Annotated in this window: 21 protein-coding genes and 1 pseudogene; 5 read left to right on the plus strand and 17 right to left on the minus strand. The window is 64.5% G+C overall.

The annotated features are described in order from the left end of the window. Positions 1-245 (minus strand): annotated as a pseudogene (locus ACQKRQ_RS37895) (NADP-dependent malic enzyme); the annotation flags it as partial. Between the two features lie 207 nt (positions 246-452). Here ACQKRQ_RS37895 and thiL point away from each other — a divergent pair. From thiL to ACQKRQ_RS37915, 4 genes are all read left to right on the plus strand, one after another. Next, positions 453-1,451 carry a thiamine-phosphate kinase gene (thiL, locus tag ACQKRQ_RS37900; RefSeq protein ID WP_427482786.1) on the plus strand — a complete coding sequence of 333 codons (999 nt, stop codon included), beginning with the start codon at positions 453-455 and terminating at the stop codon, positions 1,449-1,451. Further along, a complete protein-coding gene (locus ACQKRQ_RS37905; RefSeq protein ID WP_207915607.1) occupies positions 1,441-2,022 on the plus strand; it encodes a phosphatidylglycerophosphatase A family protein in 582 nt (193 codons plus the stop codon). Before thiL ends, ACQKRQ_RS37905 begins: the two co-directional genes overlap by 11 nt. Positions 2,023-2,089: 67 nt before the next feature. Further along, positions 2,090-2,590: a CinA family protein gene (locus ACQKRQ_RS37910; protein ID WP_106285221.1), complete on the plus strand. Its 501-nt coding sequence runs from the start codon at positions 2,090-2,092 to the stop codon at positions 2,588-2,590. A 23-nt stretch (positions 2,591-2,613) separates the two neighbouring features. Then, positions 2,614-3,129 (plus strand): cupin domain-containing protein, encoded by a 516-nt coding sequence (locus tag ACQKRQ_RS37915; RefSeq protein WP_427482788.1) that lies wholly within the window; start codon positions 2,614-2,616, stop codon positions 3,127-3,129. 33 nt (positions 3,130-3,162) lie between these two features. Here the strand turns inward: ACQKRQ_RS37915 and pyrF are convergent, their stop codons facing one another. From pyrF to mpl, 16 genes are all read right to left on the minus strand, one after another. Continuing rightward, a complete protein-coding gene (gene pyrF, locus ACQKRQ_RS37920) occupies positions 3,163-3,978 on the minus strand; it encodes an orotidine-5'-phosphate decarboxylase (RefSeq protein WP_427482790.1) in 816 nt (271 codons plus the stop codon). Positions 3,979-4,059: 81 nt separating this feature from the next. Next, positions 4,060-5,121 carry an aldose 1-epimerase gene (locus tag ACQKRQ_RS37925; RefSeq protein WP_132373039.1) on the minus strand — a complete coding sequence of 354 codons (1,062 nt, stop codon included), beginning with the start codon at positions 5,119-5,121 and terminating at the stop codon, positions 4,060-4,062. 225 nt (positions 5,122-5,346) lie between these two features. Continuing rightward, positions 5,347-6,249, minus strand: a complete 903-nt coding sequence (locus ACQKRQ_RS37930) for an SMP-30/gluconolactonase/LRE family protein (RefSeq protein ID WP_427482792.1) — start codon at positions 6,247-6,249, stop codon at positions 5,347-5,349. After that, positions 6,246-7,046 carry an SDR family NAD(P)-dependent oxidoreductase gene (locus tag ACQKRQ_RS37935; protein ID WP_132373035.1) on the minus strand — a complete coding sequence of 267 codons (801 nt, stop codon included), beginning with the start codon at positions 7,044-7,046 and terminating at the stop codon, positions 6,246-6,248. Before ACQKRQ_RS37935 ends, ACQKRQ_RS37930 begins: the two co-directional genes overlap by 4 nt. Before the next feature lie 27 nt (positions 7,047-7,073). Beyond that, the gene (gene araH, locus ACQKRQ_RS37940; RefSeq protein ID WP_132373033.1) at positions 7,074-8,090 is read right to left on the minus strand and encodes an L-arabinose ABC transporter permease AraH; all 1,017 of its coding nucleotides are present in this window, start codon (positions 8,088-8,090) and stop codon (positions 7,074-7,076) included. A gap of 54 nt (positions 8,091-8,144) precedes the next feature. Further along, positions 8,145-9,695, minus strand: coding sequence for an L-arabinose ABC transporter ATP-binding protein AraG (gene araG / locus ACQKRQ_RS37945; protein ID WP_408183412.1), 1,551 nt, complete (start codon positions 9,693-9,695; stop codon positions 8,145-8,147). 190 nt (positions 9,696-9,885) lie between these two features. Next, positions 9,886-10,884 (minus strand): arabinose ABC transporter substrate-binding protein, encoded by a 999-nt coding sequence (locus tag ACQKRQ_RS37950; RefSeq protein WP_132373029.1) that lies wholly within the window; start codon positions 10,882-10,884, stop codon positions 9,886-9,888. A gap of 132 nt (positions 10,885-11,016) precedes the next feature. Further along, positions 11,017-11,793, minus strand: coding sequence for an SDR family oxidoreductase (locus ACQKRQ_RS37955; protein WP_427482796.1), 777 nt, complete (start codon positions 11,791-11,793; stop codon positions 11,017-11,019). After that, positions 11,790-12,470, minus strand: a complete 681-nt coding sequence (locus ACQKRQ_RS37960) for a 2-dehydro-3-deoxy-6-phosphogalactonate aldolase (RefSeq protein WP_427482798.1) — start codon at positions 12,468-12,470, stop codon at positions 11,790-11,792. Before ACQKRQ_RS37960 ends, ACQKRQ_RS37955 begins: the two co-directional genes overlap by 4 nt. A 36-nt stretch (positions 12,471-12,506) precedes the next feature. Further along, a complete protein-coding gene (locus ACQKRQ_RS37965) occupies positions 12,507-13,559 on the minus strand; it encodes a 2-dehydro-3-deoxygalactonokinase (protein WP_427482800.1) in 1,053 nt (350 codons plus the stop codon). After that, positions 13,556-14,536: an IclR family transcriptional regulator gene (locus ACQKRQ_RS37970; protein WP_132373021.1), complete on the minus strand. Its 981-nt coding sequence runs from the start codon at positions 14,534-14,536 to the stop codon at positions 13,556-13,558. Before ACQKRQ_RS37970 ends, ACQKRQ_RS37965 begins: the two co-directional genes overlap by 4 nt. A gap of 1,584 nt (positions 14,537-16,120) precedes the next feature. Then, positions 16,121-16,843 carry a monofunctional biosynthetic peptidoglycan transglycosylase gene (mtgA, locus tag ACQKRQ_RS37975; protein ID WP_427482802.1) on the minus strand — a complete coding sequence of 241 codons (723 nt, stop codon included), beginning with the start codon at positions 16,841-16,843 and terminating at the stop codon, positions 16,121-16,123. A gap of 50 nt (positions 16,844-16,893) precedes the next feature. After that, the gene (aroE, locus tag ACQKRQ_RS37980) at positions 16,894-17,757 is read right to left on the minus strand and encodes a shikimate dehydrogenase (RefSeq protein WP_408180877.1); all 864 of its coding nucleotides are present in this window, start codon (positions 17,755-17,757) and stop codon (positions 16,894-16,896) included. Beyond that, positions 17,754-19,871 (minus strand): ribonuclease catalytic domain-containing protein, encoded by a 2,118-nt coding sequence (locus tag ACQKRQ_RS37985; protein ID WP_427482804.1) that lies wholly within the window; start codon positions 19,869-19,871, stop codon positions 17,754-17,756. The genes aroE and ACQKRQ_RS37985 overlap by 4 nt, the downstream gene beginning before the upstream one ends. A gap of 186 nt (positions 19,872-20,057) precedes the next feature. Further along, positions 20,058-20,660: a YqiA/YcfP family alpha/beta fold hydrolase gene (locus ACQKRQ_RS37990; RefSeq protein ID WP_408434929.1), complete on the minus strand. Its 603-nt coding sequence runs from the start codon at positions 20,658-20,660 to the stop codon at positions 20,058-20,060. Further along, positions 20,657-22,051 carry a UDP-N-acetylmuramate:L-alanyl-gamma-D-glutamyl-meso-diaminopimelate ligase gene (gene mpl, locus ACQKRQ_RS37995; protein ID WP_427482806.1) on the minus strand — a complete coding sequence of 465 codons (1,395 nt, stop codon included), beginning with the start codon at positions 22,049-22,051 and terminating at the stop codon, positions 20,657-20,659. Before mpl ends, ACQKRQ_RS37990 begins: the two co-directional genes overlap by 4 nt. A gap of 277 nt (positions 22,052-22,328) precedes the next feature. Here mpl and ACQKRQ_RS38000 point away from each other — a divergent pair, with 277 nt between their 5' ends. Beyond that, positions 22,329-22,982, plus strand: coding sequence for a UDP-N-acetylmuramate--alanine ligase (locus tag ACQKRQ_RS38000; protein WP_132373008.1), 654 nt, complete (start codon positions 22,329-22,331; stop codon positions 22,980-22,982). Positions 22,983-22,986: the final 4 nt, after the last annotated feature.

Here is a 22,986-nt window from a genome sequence, read left to right on the forward strand (position 1 = left end):
CGCGCGGTGAAGCGCGCGGCGTTCAACGGGTTCTCGACGATTTCCTCGCACGCGAACGCGACGCCAGGCGAGTACGCCAGCGCGAGGTCGCGCTGGTTGATCATCTGCTTGGTCGGGGCGATCGCGATCTTCCCCGGGGTGGGGAACTCGTGGTAATCGAGGGCGGCTTCGCGGAGTTTGCTATTGACGGGAGTCGACATAAGGCGGGCTTCGAAGGGCGGATTAGAATAGACGTTCGACGGCATTGTAGCCCCAATTGGCGGCCCAATTCCTTCAATACGGGTACAACTGCCGCGACAGAAACATAGCGAAAGGCTGACGTGGCATGCTGTGGCCGCAACGCGACCCGAATCGGAGTTGCCGGGCGATCGAATGTTTACCCGATGACCACTCCATACAATGCGCGCCGTTAGCCGCAATTCGCAACAATTAATCGTTCACCCTTCGCCACCATGCTCTCCGAGTTTTCGCTGATCGATCGTTTCTTTGCCCGCCGCGCCGCTGCCCGGCCCGCCGACGCCGCGAGCGGCACGCTCGGCATCGGCGACGACTGCGCGCTGCTCGCCCCGCGCGCGGGCGAAATGCTGGCGATATCGACGGACATGCTGGTGGAAGGCCGCCACTTTTTCGCCGATGTCGATCCCGAGGCGCTGGGTCACAAAGCCCTCGCCGTGAACTTGTCGGACCTCGCCGCGATGGGCGCGCAACCGCAGGCGTTCACGCTGGCGTTCTCCTTGCCGAAGGCCGAAGAAGCCTGGCTTGCCGCGTTCAGCGAAGGGCTTTTCGCGCTGGCCGAACGCTACGGGTGCGAGCTGATCGGCGGCGACACGACCGGCGGTCCGCTGAATCTGTGCATCACGGTATTCGGCAGCGTACCGCCGCGCGCGGCGCTGCGCCGCGACGCCGCGCAACCGGGCGATGACATCTGGATTTCCGGCACGCTCGGCGACGCGCGCGCCGGCCTCGGCGTGCGGCGCGGCGAATGGTCTGCCGATGCCAGCGACACTGCGACGTTTAGTCGCGCCCTCGACCGCCCGGAGCCGCGCGTCGCGCTCGGGCTCGCGCTGCGCGGCATCGCCCACGCGGCGCTCGACCTCTCGGACGGTCTCGCGGGCGATCTGCTGCACATTCTGGAACGCTCGAACTTGCGAGCCACGGTCGACGTCGACGCCGTGCCCCGTTCCGCCGCGCTGCGCCGCCTCGCGCCGGAGATCCAGCGACGCTGCACGCTCGCCGGCGGCGACGACTACGAGCTGTGCTTCACCGCGCCGCCCGCGGCGCGTGCCGCCGTCGAAAAGGCCGGCCAGGAGGTGGGCATTCAGCTCACCCGCATCGGTACAATAAGCGCTCTCGAATCGGCGGCCGACCGCCCGGCGATCGGCTGGCGCGATGCCGCCGGCGCGCCGCTTACTCTGACGTTGCAAGGCTTCGACCACTTTCATGCAGACTGATCCCCCGCTCGGCCCGGCCGACAAACTCATCAGCGTCGAGCCGCCGCAGGCGCCGCGCGCGCCCGATCCGCGCCCGCCCGGCCGTCAGCCGCGCCGCGCCACCGCGCGCTTCATGCTGTCGCATCCGCTGCACATTCTGTCGCTGGGGTTCGGCAGTGGCCTGTCGCCGGTCGCGCCGGGCACGATCGGCACGCTGTTCGCGTGGGCGTCGTTCGCCGTTCTGAGCCGTTATCTGACCGTAATCGAGTGGGGCCTGCTGATCGTCGCCGGCTTCTTCGGCGGCATTGCGATTTGCGGATTCACCGCGAAGAAGCTCGGCATCGACGATCCTTCGCCGGTCGTGTGGGACGAAATCATCGCGTTCTGGCTGGTGCTGCTAATGGTCACACCGGTCACGCTGACCGGGCAGTTGTGGGCGTTCCTCGTGTTCCGCTTCTTCGACATGGTGAAGCCGCCACCCATCGGCTATTTCGATCGTCGTCTGAAAGGTGGCTTTGGCATCATGTTCGATGACCTGGTCGCCGCGTTTTTCACGCTGCTCGTGATTGCACTCTGGCGCATGTCCGTTTGACTGCTGCCCGGCGGCTGCCGCGCCGCCGGGCATTCACCGCCAGCCCCCGTTTTTCCGGATTGACGCCATGCCTACCGATTCCGTCGTTCACCAGCTCGCCATTCGCGTGAGCAACCGTCTGCGCGACGAGCGCCTCATGCTCGTCACGGCCGAGTCCTGCACGGGCGGCATGGTAGCGACCGCGATCACCGACATTTCCGGCAGCAGCGGCTGGTTCGAGCGCGGCTTCGTCACGTATTCGAATCAGGCGAAGAGCGAGATGATCGGCGTGCCCGCCGAGCTGATCGACAAGCACGGCGCGGTCAGCGAGCAGGTGGCACGCGCCATGGCCGAAGGCGCGCTGCGCAATAGCCGCGCGCAGGTCTCGCTGTCGATTACCGGCGTCGCCGGACCGGGCGGCGGCACCGAAACCAAACCGGTCGGCATGGTCTCGTTCGGTTGGAGCAACCGGCTGCATACGTCGGTGGAAACGAAGATCTTCAAAGGCGACCGCGAGAAGATCCGCGTGCAGGCTGCCGCGCATGCATTGCGCGGCGTCCTCGCCTTGCTCGACGAACGCGAGCACTAACCTTTGTTCGAAGCGGAGAGCCGATGCCTGATTCGCACGCAGTCAAAGACGAACTGATCCGCCGCCTCGATCTCAAGCCGCATCCCGAAGGCGGATTTTTCAGCGAGACGTACCGCTCGGCGGAGCGCGTGATCCGCGACAGCGACCACAGCGCAGCGGAAACGCGCTCTGCGTCCACGGCGATCTATTACCTGCTCTGCGACGGCGCGCATTCGGCGTGGCACCGGATCAAGTCCGACGAGGTTTGGCATTTCTATGCGGGCGAACCATTGACCGTCCATGTGCTCGACGAGACGGGCGCATTGGTGACACATAAGCTCGGCGACGCGCTGACGCACGCGGATGCCGTGTTTCAGGCCGTGGTGCCTGCAGGTCTGTGGTTCGCGGCGGAATGCGCCGATCCGGCGACCTCCGCGCTGGTGGGTTGCACGGTGGCGCCGGGTTTTGAATTCAGCGAATTCGAACTGGCGAATGTCGGCACGTTGAAAGCGCGGCATCCGCAGCATGCGGCGTTGATCGAGCGGCTGGGGCCAAACTGAACTCTACGCGCGCCGAACAACGACAGCCTGCGATTACCGGAAGGCGTTGATCCGGTCCCGCATTTCCATCGCGGCCTTCGCCGCGGCTTCGGCGAAATCGTCGCCCTTGCCCGCGTAGATGATCGCCCGCGACGAGTTGATCAGCATGCCCGTGCCGTTCGCGGTGCGGCCGGCGTTGACCGTCGCTTCCACATCGCCGCCTTGCGCGCCGATGCCCGGAATCAGCAGCGGCATATCGCCGACGATCCCCCGCACCACTTCAATCTCTTTCGGGAAAGTCGCGCCGACCACCAGACTCAGCTGGCCGCTCGCATTCCATTTCTCCGCCGCCAGTTTTGCGACAACCTGATACAGCGGACGGCCGCCCGTCTCCAGGAATTGCAGGTCGGAGCCGCCCGGGTTCGACGTGCGGCACAGCACGATCACGCCTTTGCCTGCATGCTCCAGATACGGCTGGATCGAGTCGAAACCCATGTAGGGATTCACCGTCACGGCGTCCGCCTGATAACGCTCGAACGCCTCGCGCGCATATTGCTCGGCGGTGCTGCCGATGTCGCCGCGCTTCGCGTCCAGAATCACCGGCAGGCCCGGATGGTTCGCATGAATGTGGGCGATCAGCTGCTCAAGCTGGTTTTCCGCGCGATGCGCCGCGAAGTAGGCAATCTGCGGTTTGAAAGACGACGCATACGGCGCGGTTGCGTCGACGATCGTGCGGCAGAAGTCGAAGATCGCCTCGGGACGGCCCGCGAGCGCGCCCGGGAATTTGCTCGGCTCGGGATCGAGGCCGACGCACAGCAGCGAGTTGGTGCGCCGCCAGGCGTCGTTGAGTGTCTGGATGAAATTGGACATGGTGGGTCTCGCGGCGAGCTGGGAACGAAAGAGGCGCGTATTTTACCCGTCCTGCGCGGCGGGCCGCGCCACCTTCGCCCGCTACTGCCGCCGCTTCGAGCCGCGCGCGCCCGGCATTGACCGCAAACCCGTGCGTTCGACCGTGAAGCGGAACGTGCGTGTCAGTCGCTCGCCGCGTCCTAGCAAGGTCATGCCGTTTTCACTCGCGCCGCCGGCCAGGTTCATCGCGTTGATCGGATGATCCACCGGTTCGAAGCAGAAAAAGTCTTCGCCGGGCGGCGTGTACAGCACGTAGTAGTCGGTATCGGCGGCAATGTTCAGCGACAGGCGGCGCTTCGGCCACACTACCGCCGCTTGCCCACTCCAGCCGGTAAAGGCGTGATTGACGATGGTTTCCGGCAGCGGATACGCCACGCCGAATTGCCAGGCAGGCGGCGCCTGCACATGCCGCACCGGCAACCAGTCGTCGCCGGAGAGCCACAGGCCGCCGGCCGCGGCGGACAACTCGGTGTCCGCGTCGCGCACGAAGAAGGGATGCACGCCCAGCCCGAAAGGCAGCGCCTCGCGGCCGGTATTTTCGATTTCGAGCGTGACGACCAGCGTCGGGCCGTCCAGCGTATAGGTTTGCGTCGCGCGGTACGTGTACGGCTTGCCGTCGCGGCGATCGAGCGTGAGGCGGACATTTTCGCGATCCGACTCCGCGACCTGCCAGGCCGATTGCCAACCGTCGCCGTGAATCGGCAAGGGTTCGTCGGCGCGATTGCGCGGCACCTCGACGCGCCGTCCCGCCACATTGAATTCCCCGCCGCCGATGCGATTTGAATACGGCAGGAGCGGATAACAGGACAACTGGTTCGGTTGCGTATCGGCGCCGACGTGGCGGCAGCGGCGGAAGATCGGCGTGAGCGCGCCGTCGTTGCGCCAGTCGAAACGGGTGACGCCGCCGCCGAGCGTCGGCGCGACGTCGAGACGCAAATGCGCGTTGGCGAGCGTGATGCACGCGACATCGCCGGCGCTGGCTTCGCCGACGGCCACCGCCGACGTGCTGGGACCCGGCAACACCGGATTGGCCGCCGCGGCGAGTCGCGAGCGTCGACTCTGTGAGGTCTGAGGGGAGGAAGAAACAAGATTCGCAACAGTCATATCTGGCTCCATCGAGAGGCTTGGGACGTTGCCGTCATTGCTGACGGATGCTGTTGGGCGATTTTCTTAAACTGGTCGCCTCTGGGTCCGAACTGCATGCTGCCGATTTGCTGCCACTGGGATTGCACCATCAACTTGCGATTCACTTTCAGATTCACTGCCCGACCGCGCTTTATCGTTTCATTATTCATTGCTGCCTCGAGAACGAGGCAGCGTCATTCTGCGCTAAGCTGGCGCGCCTTGGAACACCGGCTCCGGCAAACCTTGCCGTCCGGGCGTGGCGACGAACACGCCGCCGGCGTGCGTATCGTCCGCAAGCGCCGCTGCATCGAGGTCACAGCGTGCGCTCGTGACATACAGCGTGCCGAGTTGCGCGCCGCCCAGCGCGACGCAGCTGGGCTGCGCGGTCGGCACGTCGACACGCTCCGTTTCCACGCCGTCCGGGCCGTAGCGCACCACTCGTCGGCCGCCCCATTGCGCGTTCCACAAGCCGCCGTCGCGGTCGACGGTCGAGCCGTCGGGTTCGCCGGTGGCGTCGGTGAGCTGGGTGAACAGGCGGTCGTTGGCGATGCCGCCGTCAGCGCGGTAGTCGCACGCGCGGATTTCGCGCGTGGGCGAATCGCAGTAGTACATCGTCGTGCCGTCGGGACTGAACGCGATGCTGTTCGAGATCGCGGGCGCGGGCAACGGCAAACGCTCGAGCGAAAGATCGTGATCGAGCCGGTAGAAGCCGCCGATTGCCTGCAGCGGCGCGCCTTCATCTTTGGTGCCGAACACGAAGCGCCCCTGACGGTCGCAGCGGCCGTCGTTCACGCGCGTATTCAAGCCGGGTTCGACGTCGATGATCCGCCGCGTCTCGCCGGTGGCCAGCTCGAAAAAGGCGAGATGCGTGGCCAGGCCGAGCAGCAGGTAACGCGGATCCGCGCACAGCGCGAACGTGGCGAGGCGCTCGGGCATACGCCAGGACATGGTGCTACCGTCCCTCGGGTCATAGCGCCACAGGCGCGCGCCTTCGATATCCGTCCAGTAGAAACGGCCGCTTTGCGCGCACCATGTCGCGCCTTCGCCGAGCGTGCATTTCGTATCGAGCAGCAGCGCGGCCGTGCCGGATGAACCGCTCGCACTCACGCCCAGCCTCCGTCGACGATGATGTCCTGCGCGGTGATCATCCGGCTGTCGTCGGCGGCGAGGAAGAGCGCCATGCGCGCGAGGTCGGCCGGTTCCAGTTCGGCGTCGATGCACTGCCCTTCCTTGATCGAACGACGGCCCGCGTCGTCGAGCCACAAGCGCTTCTGCTTCTCGGTCATCACCCAGCCCGGCGCCAGCGTATTGACGCGGATATTGAAGTGGCCGAGATCGCGCGCAAGACCGCGCGTCAAACCCTGCACCGCGGATTTCGACATCACATAGACCGGATAGCCGCCGTTCTTCAGCATCCAGCTGATCGAACCGAGATTGATGATCGAGCCGCTGTTGGCGGCTTTCATGTCCTCCATCACCGCTTGCGCAGCAAAGAACTGGTGCCGAATGTTCACCGCGATGCCCGCGTCGAACGACTCGCGCGTGACTTCGCCGATTGTGTGGCGCTTGTCGTTCGCGGCGTTGTTCACCAGCACCTGGATCGGGCCGAGCGCGGTCTTCACGTCGGCGATCGCTTTTTGCAGCGCGTCGATGTCGGTCAGATCGCACGGCAGGAACAGCGGTTTGTGCTTCGAATCGCCGAGCTCGTCGGCGAGCGCTTCGCCGGCGCTCACGTCGATGTCGAAGAACGCGACGCGAGCGCCTTGCGCCGCGAAGTGCTCGACGAAGGATGCGCCGATGCCGGTCGCGCCACCCGTGATCAACACCGTGCGGTCGACGAGGCTCGGATAGCGCGCGAAGACGTTGTCCGCGAGACGGACGTTTGCATTGGCCGGAGACGACATCGTTCGATTCCTTTTAGAGCAAGTGGGTTAGTCCCGCGATCCGCGGTTCTTCAACTGGTCGAGCAGCACGGCGGCGAGCAGGATCGCGCCACGCACAAGGTACTGGTAGAACGCGTCGATGTTCATCAGGTTCATCACGTTCTCGACCGTGCCCATGATCAGCACGCCGATCACGACGCCGGAAATCGTCGCGCGGCCGCCGAGCAGCGAGACGCCGCCCAACACGCACGCCGAGATCACGTTCAGTTCGAAGCCTTCCGCGGCATTCGGCTGACCGGACGTGATACGCGAGGCCAGAATCACACCGGCCAGCGCGGTCACCGCGCCCTGAATCAGGAAGATGTAGACGCGCGTGCGTTCCACATTGATACCGGCCAGACGCGAGGCTTCCGGATTGCCGCCGATCGCGAGCGTATTGCGGCCGTACACGGTCTGGTTGAGCATCACGCCGAACACGATGAAGCACAGCAGCGTGACCCAGATCGGCAGCGATACGCCGAAGAAGCTCAAACCGCCGAGCGCGATAAACGTATCCGACGACACGCCCACCGCCTGACCGTGCGAGACGATAAAGCCGAGGCCGCGGACGATTTCCATCGTGGCGAGCGTCGTGATCAGCGCGTTGATGCGCAGATACGCGATCACAGCGCCGTTGACGAAGCCGATCACGCCGCCCGCCGCCACCGCCGCGATGATCGCGATGAAGGTATTACCGGTGGCGTTGAGCACCATCGCGCACAAGACGCCCGCGAACGCGACGGTCGAACCGACCGACAAGTCGAAGTCGCGCGAGGCGAGACAGAACATCATCGTGCACGAGACCATGCCGATCTGCGAGATCGACAGCGCGAGGCCGAGCATGTTCTCGATCGAGAAGAAGTGATCGACGGTCAGCGACATCGTGACGAACATCACGATGAAGATCACGATCAGGCTGTACTCGGTGATCTGTTGCCACCATTTCGCCTTGTCGTTGGACTGCGGAATCAGCGCTTCGGCGGCGCTCTTGGCGGCCTGTTGCGCGAGGTTTTCTCTGGCTTGCATGTTGAAGACTCCTCCCGTTCCCCACGGGTTGCCGGACTTTCGTCCGAATGATGTTCAGGCTGCCTGTTGGGCAGCCGATGCGGTTCCGGTGCCGGTTCCAGGTAAGGCGGTCGAGCTTTGCGGCAAGGCGAGGCTCAAGACCGATTGTTCCGTTGCATCCTGGCGCGCCAGCTCGCCGGAAATCCGGCCCTGACGCATCACGACGATCCGGTCGGACACGCCGAGCACTTCCGGCAGTTCGGACGAAATCATCACGATCGCGCAGCCGCGTTCGGCAAGCTGATAGATCACGTTGTAGATTTCGTGCTTCGCGCCGACGTCGATACCGCGAGTCGGCTCGTCGAGAATCACGACTTTCAGATCGGGCTCAGCCAACCAGCGCGACAGAATCGCCTTCTGCTGATTGCCGCCCGACAGGAAACGAATCTTCTGGCGGCGGCTCGGCGTCTTGATCTTGAGCAGCTTGATGAAACGGTCCGCGGTTTCCGCTTCCTTCTTGCGATCGAGGAACATCCCCGCGCGCAGGTAGTGACGGCGGCAACTAATATTGATGTTCTCCGACACCGTCGCCATCGCGACGATGCCCTCTTCCTTGCGGTCTTCCGGGCACAGCACGATGCCGTGCCTGATCGCTTCACCCGCGCTGCGCACCTTGATCGGCTTGCCGTCGAGCATCAACTCGCCGCCCTTCTTGTGATCGGCGCCGTACACCAGATGCATCAGTTCGCTACGGCCCGCGCCCACCAGCCCGAAAAAGCCGACGATCTCGCCGCGCCGCACTTCGAAGCTGGCCGGTTGCGCGAGCGCGTGGCCCTCGATCGCTTTTGCCGCGAAGCGCACTTCGCCGAGCGGCCGCGCCGAGTAGTTATAGATGTCCGAAATTTCCCGCCCCACCATTTCGCTGACGATGGTGTCGCGCGATACGCCTTCGAGCGTCGGATGCGAGGCGATCTTGCGGCCGTCGCGGAAGATCGTGCAGGCGTCGCACAGTTCGTAGATCTCGTCCATGCGGTGCGAGATGTAGATCATCGCGCGGTTGTCGGCACGCAGATCGCGCACCAGCTTGAACAGCACCTCGGTCTCACGATGCGACAGCGAGCTGGTCGGCTCATCCAATGCGATCACGCGCGCGTTACGCAGCAGCGCCTTGCAGATTTCCACCATCTGGCGCTGCGCGATCGAGAGCTTGCGCAGCTTCGCGTTCGGGTCGAGCGCCACGCCCATCGCTTCGAGGCGTTCGCGCACGAAGCGTTTGGCTTCGCGCTTGTTGACCCATCCGAGCGAGTTCGGCAACTGGCCGAGCAGCAGGTTTTCCGCGACCGTCAGATCGGGCACGTATTGCAGTTCCTGGTGAATCACCGCGATGCCCGCCGCGATCGACGACGCCGCGCTGGAGAAGCGCACCTCGTTGCCGTCGATCATCACACGGCCCGAGTCGGGCTGATATTCACCGCCGAGAATCTTCAGCAGGGTCGATTTCCCTGCGCCGTTTTCGCCCATCAGGCCGTGCACCTGGCCGACGTTGACGTCGAAGGACACACCGTCGAGCGCGCGCACGCCTGGAAAGACTTTGCCGATATTGTCAAAACGTAGCGTCGCTGACACTTCGCCTCCTAATGCTTCGTGTGAACCTTTGCTTTGTGGCGCCTGCGTGATTACGTCATGGGCAGGTGCAAAGCAGAGCATGTCTCAACTACTCATCTTGTATTGCTGCTGCCGGCGCGTGCCCTCTTTCGCGAAAGAGAAACACGCGCCGGCAGTTCACTTCATGTCACCACTTGCTGAATCAAACCGCTCAATTTGCCGCGAGGCCCATCTTCTGGCGCACATCGGCGACGTTGTCACGCGTGGCCAGCATCCCGGTCGTCAGGGTCAGCGCCGGCGGTGCCTTGCCTTGCGTGATCCAGTCGTACATCAGCGTCGAGGTTTCTTCGCCGTGGCGCTTCGGGCTGATGATGACCGTGCCGTAGAAGCCGGTCGGCGACGGCTTCTTGAACTCGTTGAGTGCCGAGTCCGATCCGCCGATGCCGATACCGATCATGTTGTCCGCCTTGAAGCCGCGGCCTTCCGCTGCACGCACGGCGCCGAGCACGGCTTCGTCGTTCAGGCCGTAAGCGACCCAGTGCTTGAAGTTCGGATTCTTCGTCAGCGCGATGTTGGCGGCGTTGAACGCGTTTTCCGTGTCGGTCTTCGCTTGCGGCGCGGCGATGATGTTCGCCTTCGGGAAGCCGGCGGCGATCAGTGCATCGGTTGCGCCGCTGGTGCGGTCATGCGCGGTCGGCAGTTGTTCGTAGGTCACGTCGATCGCGCCCACGTCCTTCATGTCCCAGCCGCGTTTCTTGATTTCCGCGGCCAGACCGTCGCCGACCTGCTTGCCGATGTTGTACGCCGAGATGCCCATATGCGGCACCGATGCGATCGGCTTGCCCGAGCCGTCGACCAGACGATCGTCCACCGTCATCATCTTCAGGCCGTCGGCCTTCGCCTTCGCGACGATGCCCGGTCCGAGCTTGACGTCAGGCGTGCAGATCACGAAGCCTTGCGCCTTTTGCGCCGACAGGTTGTCGATTGCGCTCATCACCTTCTCGCCCGACGGCGCGCCGATCTTCACCAGCGTGAAGCCCTTTTCCTTGGCGGCGATTTCGGCGAACTTCCACTCGTCCTGGAACCACGGTTCTTCCGGCTGCTTCACGAGGAAGCCGATCTTCACCGGATCGGCAGCTTGCGCGACCGGTGCGTTGAAGAGCACACCCGTCGCCGCTGCTGCCAGCGTGAGGAAAATTCTACGTTTCATGATGCGTGTCTCCTGACTAATTGATAACGAGAAGGTATCGGCCGCGTCTTCTTGTACCGGTTGTGACACACGCGGCCAGCGCGTCGTCCGGTGTACTCCATGCGCCCCTGCGCAATTCGGGTCCTGCAAAAATCAGTCGTGATACAGCGCCGAGCGGCCACCATCCACGGTGATGCAGGTGGCGTTGATGAACGGCGCTTCGTCCGAGGCGAGAAACACCGCGGTCATCGCCACTTCTTCCGGGCGGCCAATGCGTTTCATCGGCTGCAGAGCGAGCGTCGCCTGCTGCGCGGCGGCCGGATCGGCCTGCTCGTTCCACCAGTCATGCGTCAATTGCGTTTCGATGTAACCCGGCGCGATCGCGTTGACCCGCACATTGCGCGGCGCGTATTCGATGCCGAGCGCGCGCGTCAGGCCGATCACACCGTGCTTCGCCACCGGGTACGGAAAGCAGCCCGGAATGATCTTGAACGAATGCGTCGAGGCGATATTCACGATGCTGCCCGCGCCGCGTTCGACCATGCCCGGCAACGCCGCGCGGCAACCGTTCCACACGCCGTCGAGATCGACCGCGAAGCAGCGGCGCCAGTCGTCGTCTGTCATGGTGAGCGGGTCGCAGAACACGTTGATGCCGGCGTTGTTCACCAGCACGTCGAGCGCGCCGAATGCGCGTTCGGCTTCGCTCACCGCGTGCTGAACCGACGCGGATTGCGTCACGTCCGTATGCACCGCGAGCACGCGCGCGCCGGTCTGCGCCTTGATGTGCTCCGCCGTCTGCTGCGCGGTGTCGATATCCAGTTCGGCCAGCACGACCGCCGCGCCCTCGCGTGCGAACGCGTGCGCGATCGCCGCGCCGATGCCGCGACCGGCGCCGGTGACGAGAGCGACTTTACCGGCGAGCCGTTTCATTTCTTCGCACCCGCACGGGCGATGCGCAAACCGTTGATGAACGCCTTCGCGTGCGATGCCGTCACGGCCGCGCTCTGACCCGGCTTGTACAGCGCCGAGCCGAGACCGAAGCCGTTCGCGCCCGCGCTGAGGAACGGGCCCATGTTGTCAGGCGTGATGCCGCCGACCGGGACCAGCGGCACTTCCGCCGCGATCACCGCGCGCCATGCTTTCACGACCTGACAGCCGAGCTGTTCGGCGGGGAACATCTTCAGCACGTCCGCGCCGTTCTTCAGCGCGATGAACGCTTCGTTCGGTGTCGCGACGCCTGGCGCGCAGGCCATGCCTTGCGCCTTCGCGGCACTGACGACTTCCGGATCGCTATGCGGCATGACGATCAGTTCGCCGCCCGCCGACTTCACGTCGTTGACGAAACTCGGATGCAGCACCGTGCCCGCGCCGACGATCGCGTCGGCCGGCAACACCTTGCGGATCGCGGCGATGCTGTCGAACGGTTGCGGCGAATTCAGCGGCACTTCGACGATCCGGAAGCCGGCTTCATACAGCGCCTGACCGTGCTCGGCGGCATCGGCGGGCGTCACGCCGCGCATGATCGCGATCAGCGGACACGCCTCGAACGCTGCGATCAAACCCGCGTGCGGCATGTACGGAGCGGGCAGATTGATGTGAGATTGCATGTCGATTCCTTGTTTCGTGGGCGGCGGCGCTGCCGGTCAGGCGCGCGCCGTCTTGGCGGCCGGTTGGACGAGCCCCGCCTGCGACGCGACGCGCCACAGGCCGCGCTCGGTAGCGTGCTTGACCAGTTCCGCCTGGGTACAGCCGAATTGCGCCAGCGCGAGCCGATAGCGCTCGCACAGCGCTTCGTTGCCGATCAGGCGCAGGCTCTGCCCGGCAAGCGCGCTTTGTTGTTGCGCGAGCACGGCATCGAGGCCGGCCAGTTCATGCCCGATCAGCAATCCCGACAGATAGTCGGGTTGCTGTTCGCGCGAAAGTTGTCCGGTGAGGCCGAGCGTGCGCGAACTGAATACGGTCGCGAGCACACCCGCCTGGCCTTTTTCCCGGGCGATGTTCACGCCATGCAGGAACGCGCCGGTGTCCGGAAGATCCGGCGTGAGCATCGTGCGGCCGAGAATCGTGTGTTCGCGCAATGCCGCGAACACTTCGCCGGTCATGAAAGTGTGAAAACGTTCGATGCGGTCCGCCTGCACCACCGCCCATTTCGCGTGCGTGCCGGGCAGGCCGATCAGGGCACGCTTGCCGCTGTCGGCGGTGTTCGTTTCCTCGCCGAGTGCGCCGAAGATTTGCGTTTCTTCGCCGCGCATCACGTTGGGCAGTTCGCCGCGTTGCAGGACGCCCGGCACGATGTGCAGCGTCACGCCGCACGCCGCCTTGACGCGGACGATGCCGGCCACCAGCGCATCGGCGCTCGCCGGCGTGTCCACATACGGCGCTTCCAGCCAGCCTTGCGCGCTGCCGACCATGCCGGCCGCGATCACCGGCGGGGCGGGCGCGTGTTCCAGCCAGGCGCCGCAGGCGTCGTCGAAGGCCGCGTCGAAGCCGCCCTGCTCGGCGCTGCGCGGCAGATTCATGATCCCCGCCGTCGATGCGCGCGTCGCCAGCACGTTGCCGGACGCGTCGTACAGGTAGGCGCGCAGCGAGGTCGTGCCCCAGTCGAGCGCGATCAGCGCGGCATCCGCGTGGCTGGCGTCCACCGCAACTGCTGCGGCGTGGCTGACTGCCTGGGTGGGAGAACCCGCTCGCTTCATCGCTTGATCCTGCGGGTTGCCGGTTGCGGGGCGCGCCAGCCGAGTTCTTCCGAGATCGCGCGCGCTTCGCGCTGCACGACCGGAATCAGTTCGTCCATGCGTTCGAGCGACATGTACGGGATCGTGCTCGCCACGGAAAGAGCCGCCACCACCGCGCCCGACGCGTCGCGCACCGGAGCCGCGACGCAACGGATCGACGCTTCGTTTTCTTCGAGGTCGAAGGTGTAGCCGCCGGCCGCGTAGTTGGTCATGCGCTGCATGAAGGTCTGCGCATCAGGGCGGTTATCGGGCTTGAAGCTGACGCCGGCGAGCGCGCGGCGCGATGCGTCGAACAGCGATTGCCAGACGTCGGGCGTGAGGTCGAGCATCATGGCTTTGCCGATCCCCGTCGACGCCAGCGGCATGCGATGGCCGACGCGTGAGCGCATTTCGAGGCCACGGGTGCCGGGGATTTTGTCGATGTACAGGACGTCGTCGCCGTCGCGCACGCCGAGGTGGATCGTGTCGAGGGTCTGTTCCGCGAGCGATTCCAGATGCTGGCGTGCGACCGCGGTGAGCGGCATCTGTTCGAGTGCGATGGTGCCGAGTTCGATCAGCTTTGGGCCGAGCAGGTAGCCGCCTTGCACCTGGCGCAGGTAGCGCGCTTGCACGAGGCTGCTCACCAGACGATGCGTGGTGCTGCGGGTCGTGCCGAGCGCGGCGCCGAAGGTGCGCAGGTCGCGGACGCCGGCTGCTGCCGCTTCGAGGATCGCCAGGCCGCGCAGGAGGGTTTGCGTGCCGGCTTGCTGCGGGGTGATGTCGAGCAGCGTGCTGGGCAGCGCGATTCCGTCTACCGGGGCTGGGTGGATGCTGGGGCGGGGCGGTTTCGTGGCCGTGGCCGCCGCCGGGCGCGGGATGGCGCTGGGCACGTGATCGGCTGATGGCGACAGATCGGCGTCGGACTCGCTCGCGGCGTGAGTAGGCATCGCTTTGTTCATGGCGATTCGCTTTTCGGTGGTTTTTTTGCGCTTACAGCGCGGGGCCGGAGATTTGGCCTGGGTTGCTCGCGGTGTCGCGGGCGTGGTGGTGCTGCCTTTGCGTTTTAGGCATGGTTGGGTTTTGTCTCCGGTTTTTTTGCTGTTGCTTTTGGCGCTGCGCAGGGTTGGCTTTGTTTGCCTTTCGCTGCGGCGCTTTGCGTGTTGGGTTGGATTGTAGGGCGGTTTTTGTGAAAGCTCCAATATGTGAGTGTTGGATTCAGATAATGGGATTTGGCGTTGTTAGGGTTTTTTGGTTGTGTTCTGTAGGGTGTTGGCCTTTCCTTGAATTCATGTCGGTCTGTTGGCGTCGCCCCTGTGCGGGGCGGCACCTACTTTCTTTGCCGCGGCAAAGAAAGTAGGCAAAGAAAGCCGCTTCACACCGCAAATTCTTAAGTGAGTTCCCCGGCTCGGAGGGGGTAGTGGTGCATCTGGAATCCGTCACCTCGCACATTCAGCGCTCGTGACACAGCAGTCATACTTCCCGCCTCGCGCTACGCGCTCGCCGGAAGGGGCTGCTTGAAACCGATGGGTTTCTCGTGCGCAGCGGGGGCCGTCGGCTTCGCCTCGGCGTGGCGCCGAAATGCGGGCGTTGAAATGGGCAGCGTCTAGAAAAATCTTGCTGCGGCATAACGCGGCCAATTCGGATGAAGTACCGCCGCGCTGTTCCTGAAGAAACTGCTCAGTGTCGTAGCGGCGAAATCCGAATGAGTCGCTGCGAATTTTCGAGAATGATGACGGCGCGCGCGGTTTGGCTTGGGCGGGAGACCACTTCTCGGTAGATAGGAGCCCGGCTGTGCGCGAGAAATCGGCGCGACAGCGATGTTGCAGAACAGACAGATCCGCTTCAGAACAGATGCGCGACCAACTGCAACGGCACATTGACAGGCTTCGCGGAACTTGGCCGACTCGCAGAAAGCGGCGGCGGTAAACCTACGACACGCTGAAAGAGGCTGCGGAAACTCAGTGACACACTGACTGACTGTGCTTTGCAGAACCGCGGCGACACACTGAAAGAGGCTTGCGATAACGCGTCGCAACCGCGTTAAAGGCGCAACCCGTGCGCCTTTGTTGCGAGGAGGGAAGTGCGGCACGACTCGACGCGCGGACCGCCTACGCCCCCGTGAGCGCCCTTTTGAACGCCACCGCTTTCCGCATTTCCGCACTAAGGCGCTCTAGAGACCAAAGGCCTGAGGGCACCTCGCCGAGGCGAAGCCGACGGCCCCCGCTGCGCACGAGAAACCCATCGTTTCAAGCAGCCCCTTCCGGCGAGCGCGTAGCGCGAGGCGGGAAGTATGACTGCTGTGTCACGAGCGCTGAATGTGCGAGGTGACAGATTCCAGATGCACCACTACCCCCTCCGAGCCGGGGGACTCACTTAAGAATTTGCGGTGTGAAGCGGCTTTCTTTGCCTACTTTCTTTGCCGCGGCAAAGAAAGTAGGTGCCGCCCCGCACAGGGGCGACGCTAATAAACCGACATGAACTCAAGGAAAGGCCAACGCCATAAAAAAAAACACAGACCCAGCGCCGAACACGCAAAGACCCCATTAATCAGGCAACTCAGCCGCCCCCATCCTCCTGGCAATAACCCGCGAGCGCTGAGCCAAATACTGCGACCCTCGATGCTCATCAAAATACTTAGGCTGCGGCAGCATAACGGCCAATCGAGCCGACTGCGCAGCAGTCAACTTACTCGCCGAAGTCTTGTAGTAGTAATGAGCCGCCGCCTCAGCCCCATAAACCCCATTCCCCCACTCAACGGAGTTGAGATAAATCTCAAAGATCCGCTCCTTATCCATCAAGGTCTCGAGCATCCAGGTAATGATGAGTTCCTGCCCCTTCCGGATATAGCTTTTCTCCCGAGACAAAAACAGATTCCGCGCCAACTGCTGAGTAATGGTCGACCCACCGCGAACAATCTTGCCCTTAGCCTTATTCCGCTCCCAGGCCTGCAAGATAGCGTCGGTCTCATACCCATTGTTGTTAACAAAATTCGCATCCTCAGAAGCAATAATCGCCCGCTTCAGATTGCGCGAAATCTGGTCATACGACACCCACGTATGCTGCACCGAAAGATCCGGCCGATCCTGTGACAACCGCCACGCGTCCGACCGCATAAACGCGGTACTGCGCGGATTTACGTAATTCCAAACCGCGATCTGCGCGAAGTAAAACGCCTGCGTCGCGAGCCACGCAATCGCCACCACGGCGCACAGATAGAACACCCATCGCGCCGGACCTGGCCGGCTCACGCGCCGCGTTGCTGTCATCGTGCTCTCAATCCTCGTGCGGGAAAGTGCCTTAACCTGATACGCCAGCGTTAAGCGTGCGACGGCGCCGTCAACAGCGCACGCAATTCGGCCAGCACCGGCGCACCGTCAGGCCGCACGCCGCGCCACACGAAAAACGATTCGGCCGCCTGCTCGACCAGCATCCCGAGACCATCCGCGCCGCGCGCGCCCAGCTTCCGCGCGTGCTCCATGAACACGGTCGGATGAGCGCCGTACATCATGTCGTAGGCGAGTGTGCCGCTGCCGAACGCGCGGTCGTCGCACTCGGGCAGTGACGCGTCGAGACTTCCCGCCGTCGCGTTGACGATCACGTCGTAAGCGCCCGCTTCGATCGCCCGCGCGCTGCCGCCGCTCAGATGACATGCCGCATCACGCGCGGCCTGCGCGAACTGGCCGACCAGCGCCTCGGCTTTCTCCGCCGTGCGATTGACGATGGTCACCGTATGCGGCGCGCGGTCCAGCATCGGCAGCACCACGCCGCGCGCGGCACCGCCCGCGCCCAGCAGCAGAATGCGCGCGCCCTTCAGCGACACGCCGAGATTCACCTCGATGTCGCGCACGAGACCGAAACCATCGGTGTTGTCGCCGTAGATACCATTCGCGTCGATACGCAACGTGTTCACCGCCCCCGCCGCCGCCGCACGCGGCGACAACGTGTCAGCGAACGCATGCGCGTCGAGTTTGAACGGCACGGTCACGTTCAACCCGCGCCCGCCTGCGTCGATGAAGGCCCGCACGTGCGGCACGAACGCATCCACCGGCGCGAGCAGGTGGCCATATTCCACAGGCTCGCCGGTCTGCGCGGCAAACCGTCCATGAATGAACGGCGACTTGCTATGACCGACCGGGTTGCCGATGACCGCATAGCGGTCGCGTGAATCCTGAGTGCTCATCGTCCCGGCTCCGCAATGTGCTGATGGGTAGCGGCACCGTCCGCGCGATCGCTGCTCTCGGCGTCGTCCTTCACAGCAGCCGCGTCGTTGCCGTTGAGTTCGGCTTCGGCCTGCGCCTCGGCTTCGCCTTCGGCGCTCTCGTCCGGGGCGTCGATGATTTCCTCTTCGCCCTCGTCCGCTTCTTCAGCCTCGCTACCGCTCGTCACGGTGGGCGCGTCGAGCACATGCAGAAGACGCACGGAGGCTTCCACGGTCAACTCATCGATCGACATCACTTCCATCTGCAAACGCGTGCCGCGCGCGTGCACGCCGAGGCCCGGCACATGCAGCAGCAGCGGAATCTCTTCGAGGCGAACCAGATCGCCCTTCACCACCGACGCCACCACCTGCTTCCTGTTCTCCTGCTTCAGCCAGCGCAGGCACCAGAAGTACTCCATGCGACGCTGATGATCGGCGTACGCGGTGTACGTGTCGTCGAAACCTTGCACGACGGCGAACAGATCGGCATCTTTCGGCTTGAACGGCGCGGCCAGTTTCGCGGTCACGCCATGCTGCACGCAGGCGATCAACTGCCACTGGTTCACCAGGTCGACGTAACGGCGCAGCGGCGATGTACTCCACGCGTACTGCGTGACACCGAGGCCTTCGTGCGGCGCGGCGTTGGTCTGCATGCGCGTGCGCTTGGGACCGGTCGGCGCGCCAAAAGCGCGCTGCGTGCGATAGATGCCCGGCACGCCGTGGTCGTGCAGGAACGCGCCCCACGACGAGTTCGCGAGAATCGCCAGTTCGGCGACGATCGTGTCGAGCGGCGAACCGCGCCGGCGCGGCGTGATCGTGATGTGCTCGCCTTCCACGTAGAAGTTGAAGTCGGTATTGCGCTGCACTTCGCGACGCAGACCGTAACCGGCGCGCGCGGCCTGGCGCTTTTCGAATAGCGCCTGCGCAAACGGCCACAGCACGGCGATGTCGTCCTTGTGCGGATAGTCGCCGGTGCCGGCGGCGAGCGCCTCTTCGGTGACGAGTTCGTCGAGCGTGTTGTGGCGCAGGTTGTTCTTCACGAACACGCGCTCGGCGCGCGTTTCGCTCGCGACGATCTCCTGCGTCTCGCGATTGACGATCACATACAGCGAAAGCGCCGGACGCAAGCCGCCTTCGGCCAGCGTGAACGCTTCGACGACGCTGTCGGGCAGCATGGTGATCTTGTCGCCGGGCATGTACACGGTCGACAAACGCGTGCGCGCGATCGCATCGACCTCGTCGCCACGCTGAATGCCGAGCGCCGGCGCGGCGATATGCACGCCGATCCGCACGCGGCCGTCCGCCAGGTGCTCGACGGAGAAGGCATCGTCGATTTCAGTGGTGGTGATGTCGTCGATCGAGAACGCCTGCACGTCCGCTTCCGGCAGATCTTCCGGCAAGGTGCCGACGGTAACCGGCGGAAAGCCGGTGCCATGCGGGAAGAACTCGGAGAGGAATTTCGCTTCGTGCAACGCGCGCGCCGACGGAATGGCGCCGTTTTCCAGCATCAGACGCGCCTGCGAAATACCGCGCGCCGCCGCGGCGCCTTCTAGCGCCTTGTACTCGATCGTGTTCTTGTCCGGCTTGGTCAACAGCCCCAGCGCCTTGCTGCCCGTGAAGGCTTCCGGCAGACGGCCGGCTTTCAGTTCATCTTCGTAGCCGGCCTGCACCAGCGCCTGCTGACGCTTGCGCTCGAGCCCGGCGAGCGCCATCTTCAGTTGCTCCTGCGGCGCGCGTTGGTACATGCCGCGGCCCTTGCGGCGGAAGTACACCGGCGAGCCATGCATGCGCAGCACCAGCGCGGCGCGCTCGATCGACCCGAAGCGGTCGCCGAAATACTCTGCGCCGAGCGTGGCGAACGGGAATTCGTCGTCAGGCGCGCATTCCCACAGGAAGTCCAGATCGATTTCCTGCGCTGTGGCGTCGGCTTGCTGCATCAGTTCGGCCGCACTCGGCTTTTCGAATTCGATCAGCACATCTTTCGCGCGCACCTTGGCGCGCCGGCCACCCGGCAACTCGACCTGAAAAGCATCGCCCTGGCGCGACAGCACGCTGCCCGCCTTGAAACTGCCCGATTCCTCGAAGAAAACGTTCACTCAATACTCTCGTTCTGTCTTGCATCTGCCGGCGCGCCCGATCCTGCTTTGCGATCGGTCACTGCGTGCGCGGCACGGCAACGTGTTCGTGGTAGTGGATCCGCGGCGCGATACGCGCGCGCCGGCGGCATGAATCATGATGCGCGGCAATCGCCCCGCTGCTGGAACGCCCGGCTTGACGCGACTTTACGCGGCTTCGCGCGGCGCCGGCGGCTCGACGTCTTCCGCGTCGCAGAAGGCCAGCACGTCGTCGACGTATTGCGCGAACTCGCTGATCGCGTGGTCACTCCCTTCGATCAGCGTAGTGCGTGCGCCGGGATAGTGCGCGAGCATTTCGCGGTAGTCGAGCACTTCGTCGCCGGTGGCGGCCATCAAATAATAGCGTTCGGGCCGCGTGATCGACGCGACGCCGAGCGCGCGCAACTCATCCAGATGATGCGGCTCGACGACGATGCTGCCGCCGCCGTGCCACAACGGCTGCTCGCCGAGGTAGGCGCTCAGATCGCGCTGCGGCACGACCGCCGGATTCAGCAGCACCGCCGGCCAGCCGTGCTTCTCCGCCAGATAGGTGGCGAAATAGCCGCCGAGCGAACTACCGATCAGCGTGACGGTTTGCGGCTGGGCGGCGGCCACCAGCGATTCAGCGAGCGCCACGGTCTCGAACGGCGAAACCGGCAACATTGGGCAGCACCATTCGTCACTACGGCCGAGTTCGACGAGCCGCGCCGCCAGCAGGCGCGCCTTGAACGAATTGGGCGACGAGCGGAAACCGTGCAGATAAAGGATCACGAAGCGCCTCGCGCGGAAAGGGCGTCGAGCAGTTTCTGATGCACGCCGCCGAAGCCGCCGTTGCTCATCACCAGAATCTGATCGCCGGGGCGCGCTGCGTGGACTACTGCTTTGACCAGCGCGTCGAGATTGTCGAAAGCCTGCGCTTTGCCGCCGAGCGGCGCGAGCGCCTCGCCGAGATTCCAGCCGAGCGCGTCGCGGCCGGTCGGCGCGCCGTAGCCGAACACCAGATCGGCGTCGGCGAGACTGGCCGGCAATTGCGCCTTCATCACGCCGAGCTTCATGGTGTTCGAGCGCGGTTCCAGCACGGCGAGAATCCGCGTGTTGTCACGGCCCACACGGGCGCGCAGCCCGGCCACGGTCGTGTCGATGGCGGTCGGATGATGCGCGAAGTCGTCGTAGACGGTCACGCCGTCGACGCTGCCGCGCACTTCCATGCGCCGCTTGACGTTGCGAAAGCCAGCCAGCGAGCGGGCGGCCTGCGCCGGCGGCACGCCGACATGGCGCGCGGCGGCGATCGCGGCCAGCGCGTTCATGCGGTTGTGCTCGCCTTGCACCTGCCACTCGACCACCCCGACACGCTCACTGTTGTGATAGACGGCGAAACGCTCGTCGACCGGCACGCCGTCTTCCGCCGGCAGGGTTTGCCAGCCGCCCTGCACGCCGAAACGCTCCACTTCGCTCCAGCAACCGCGCGTCAGCACGCGTTCGAGCGCGTCTTCGCGGCCGTTCGTGACCACGCGGCCGATGCCCGGCACGGTGCGGATCAAATGATGGAACTGCGTTTCGATCGCGGCCAGATCCGGGAAAATGTCGGCGTGATCGAATTCGAGGTTGTTCAGCACCGCGGTCTTGGGACGGTAATGGACGAATTTCGAACGCTTGTCGAAGAAGGCCGTGTCGTACTCGTCGGCTTCGATCACGAAGAAGCTGGAATCGGTCAGCCGGGCGGACACGCCGAAATTCAGCGGCACGCCGCCGATCAGGAAGCCCGGATTGAGGCCGGCGTCTTCGAGCAGCCAGGTCAGCATCGAGCTGGTGGTCGTTTTGCCGTGCGTGCCGGCCACCGCCAGCACCCATTTGCCGTTCAGCACATGCTCGCCGAGCCATTGCGGGCCGGAGGTATACGGCAGGCCGCGGTCGAGAATGGCTTCCATCAGCGGGTTGCCGCGCGAGACCACGTTGCCGATCACGAATAGATCCGCGTTCAGGCCGTTCAACTGGTCCGCGTCGTAACCTTCTATCAGGCCAATGCCTTGCGCCTCGAGCTGCGTGCTCATGGGGGGATAGACACCGGCGTCGCAACCCGTCACGGTGTGGCCCGCGCCGCGCGCGAGGACCGCGAGACCGCCCATGAACGTGCCGCAGATACCGAGGATGTGGATGTGCATAAGCCTGTCGTGCCGCGCGGGCGTTTTTCCTGGAAGGGCCCCCTAACCTGTCGCCTCGCGCCAGGCCCCCAGAGGGGGCAAGAAAACCGGGCGCGGCCCGGCGTTTTCCTGAGAGGGATGGGAGCGCAGAAGAGCGGCCGAAACGACCGCCTGCAAAGGACGCTATTGTAACCGACGCCTTTCGATCACCCTATGCGCGCTCGCCTGCGCCGCCTCGGCCGGCGCGCGGTGCGACCCGCCAGGAAAGGCCGTCGTCAATCTCTAGTATGATCGAGGGATGGTCCGCAAATCTCATTTCGATCCGCAGCGCGTGCGCGAGGAAATCGCCATCGCGGCTGCCCGCATGATCGCCGAAGACGGTCTGGATTACGCCACGGCGAAGCGCAAAGCCGCCCGGCAAGTGGTCGGCGAGAGCCGTGTTGCCGGCGAATGGCTGCCGGATAACGACCAGATTGAAGAAGAAATCCGCGAATATCAGTCGCTGTTCCAGGGCGACAGCCAGCCCGTGTTGCTGCGGCGGCTGCGCCGCATCGCGGTCGAATGGATGGAGCGGCTCGCGCCGTTCAATCCTTATCTGACCGGGGCGGTGCTCGGCGGCACCGCCGGCGAACACTCGGATATCCACCTTCAGGTGTTCTGCGACAACCCGAAGGAAGTCGCCATCTACTTTCTGAACGCCAACATTCAGTACGACGTCTCGGAAACGCGGCATTTCGCCGGCCGCGGCTATGTCGAAACGCTCAGCTTTCTGTGGCGCCCCACGAATGAAGGGCGCGAGGCTGAACCGGTCGGCCTGCACGTGGCGCTCTACGAAACCGACGATCTGCGTGGCGCAGTGCGCGCCGACGCGCGCGGGCGCACGGCACGCGCGAATTTGCAGGCCGTTCAGACGCTACTTGACGGCAGCGACGTCGCTCCTTCAACCAACTAGACTG

The organism is Paraburkholderia sp. NPDC080076 (assembly GCF_050281145.1).
Lineage (GTDB): Bacteria > Pseudomonadota > Gammaproteobacteria > Burkholderiales > Burkholderiaceae > Paraburkholderia.

Excerpts from the sequence above, each read along its gene's own strand:
- mtgA (WP_427482802.1), bottom strand. The coding sequence starts at position 16,843 with ATGACAGCAACGCGGCGCGTGAGCCGGCCAGGTCCGGCGCGATGGGTG.
- ACQKRQ_RS37970 (WP_132373021.1), bottom strand. The coding sequence starts at position 14,536 with ATGAACAAAGCGATGCCTACTCACGCCGCGAGCGAGTCCGACGCCGAT.
- ACQKRQ_RS37925 (WP_132373039.1), bottom strand. The coding sequence starts at position 5,121 with ATGACTGTTGCGAATCTTGTTTCTTCCTCCCCTCAGACCTCACAGAGT.
- ACQKRQ_RS37955 (WP_427482796.1), bottom strand. The coding sequence starts at position 11,793 with ATGAAACGGCTCGCCGGTAAAGTCGCTCTCGTCACCGGCGCCGGTCGC.
- aroE (WP_408180877.1), bottom strand. The coding sequence starts at position 17,757 with ATGAGCACTCAGGATTCACGCGACCGCTATGCGGTCATCGGCAACCCG.
- ACQKRQ_RS38000 (WP_132373008.1), top strand. The coding sequence starts at position 22,329 with ATGGTCCGCAAATCTCATTTCGATCCGCAGCGCGTGCGCGAGGAAATC.
- ACQKRQ_RS37905 (WP_207915607.1), top strand. The coding sequence starts at position 1,441 with ATGCAGACTGATCCCCCGCTCGGCCCGGCCGACAAACTCATCAGCGTC.
- ACQKRQ_RS37910 (WP_106285221.1), top strand. The coding sequence starts at position 2,090 with ATGCCTACCGATTCCGTCGTTCACCAGCTCGCCATTCGCGTGAGCAAC.
- pyrF (WP_427482790.1), bottom strand. The coding sequence starts at position 3,978 with ATGTCCAATTTCATCCAGACACTCAACGACGCCTGGCGGCGCACCAAC.
- ACQKRQ_RS37935 (WP_132373035.1), bottom strand. The coding sequence starts at position 7,046 with ATGTCGTCTCCGGCCAATGCAAACGTCCGTCTCGCGGACAACGTCTTC.
- araH (WP_132373033.1), bottom strand. The coding sequence starts at position 8,090 with ATGCAAGCCAGAGAAAACCTCGCGCAACAGGCCGCCAAGAGCGCCGCC.
- ACQKRQ_RS37950 (WP_132373029.1), bottom strand. The coding sequence starts at position 10,884 with ATGAAACGTAGAATTTTCCTCACGCTGGCAGCAGCGGCGACGGGTGTG.
- mpl (WP_427482806.1), bottom strand. The coding sequence starts at position 22,051 with ATGCACATCCACATCCTCGGTATCTGCGGCACGTTCATGGGCGGTCTC.
- ACQKRQ_RS37965 (WP_427482800.1), bottom strand. The coding sequence starts at position 13,559 with ATGAAGCGAGCGGGTTCTCCCACCCAGGCAGTCAGCCACGCCGCAGCA.
- thiL (WP_427482786.1), top strand. The coding sequence starts at position 453 with ATGCTCTCCGAGTTTTCGCTGATCGATCGTTTCTTTGCCCGCCGCGCC.
- ACQKRQ_RS37915 (WP_427482788.1), top strand. The coding sequence starts at position 2,614 with ATGCCTGATTCGCACGCAGTCAAAGACGAACTGATCCGCCGCCTCGAT.
- ACQKRQ_RS37960 (WP_427482798.1), bottom strand. The coding sequence starts at position 12,470 with ATGCAATCTCACATCAATCTGCCCGCTCCGTACATGCCGCACGCGGGT.